At 47.1% G+C, this 1057-nt stretch carries 1 protein-coding gene; it reads left to right on the forward strand.

All coding sequences use genetic code 11. The features are described 5' to 3' along the window. The first annotated feature begins 179 nt into the window (after positions 1-179). Positions 180-878: a hypothetical protein gene (locus tag KDK14_RS09065; protein ID WP_257264773.1), complete on the forward strand. Its 699-nt coding sequence runs from the start codon at positions 180-182 to the stop codon at positions 876-878. The last annotated feature ends 179 nt before the right edge of the window (positions 879-1057 follow it).

Below are 1057 nucleotides of genomic sequence, written 5' to 3' on the forward strand. Positions count from 1 at the left end.
TCCGGGAATAGAGCCTGTCCGGGAATAGAGCCTGTCCGGGAATAGAGCCTGTCCGAGAATAGAGCCTGTCCGAGAATAGTCTCCCGGTGATTTATTTCATTGCGTTCCTTTGCGAAACGGAGACGTTGAACTTTATGTACCGTTTCCTTTAATAACAATTATTGATTAAAGGAGTATTTATGTTTTCTTCTGGATTATCACTTTCGGATCCTTCCTCGCAGGTCCCAACATTGCCCCCCTCAGGGGCATCAGGTAAAAGCGGTGGAGATGGTGGCCCAGCTCAACCTGGTTCCTTTGCTGGACATAAGGTCTGTGTTGTAGGGATTGACAGGGCGATACTGCTTCAGTGCCTTTACGAATTTGCTACTGGTCGTAATAATTATTACCCGGAGATAAAAGAACTTATGGATAAAAGTCCAACTTTGGTTTTGAGTGACCAGGAGGCTCTGCATCTGGCTTCTGATGAGCATCTACCCTCTTATAGATATATCAGAGAAAGGCTTGTCGAGGTCTACATAAGGAATAACTATATCGACTTCCGCAGATATAACGAACTCCATGGGGAAGGTCAATGTCAAGCCGCTGTTAAGGAGGCAATAAGTAGAGATTACGCCCGACAACACGGTCAAGAATGGCCGGAAAATTCTACAGACGATCCTTTACAAACCAGCAAAACCCCTAAAAAAATACCAGAATCTGAAGTTTTACCTGTCAAAAATGAGCAATTACGTCGTTTGCAGTCAACTGAGGGACCTGACTCTCCCGAGCCTCAGCCACCAGAAGGCCCTGAGGAAATGGACTATAAAAACCTGGCAAACATGTTAAGGATGTTAGCTGTTTATGATGCCCAGCCTCGACAGCAGTGGAGTAAATCCTGATACCCATTCTGCCGTTAATTTACCCGAACCGATCTTGCCCCTGGACATGCCATTTTCAGGGGCAGGGGTTATGAACGAGGTCGAAAACGGTTCGGGATCGAATAGAACGTCTTTGCCCGGGAGCCTGTCCGAGAATAGCGCCCGACTGGGCGTCCCCGTAGCGAGGATGGCAGAAAATT

Origin of the sequence: Endozoicomonas sp. ONNA2 (assembly GCF_024606365.1) — a bacterium.
Taxonomy (GTDB): domain Bacteria; phylum Pseudomonadota; class Gammaproteobacteria; order Pseudomonadales; family Endozoicomonadaceae; genus Endozoicomonas.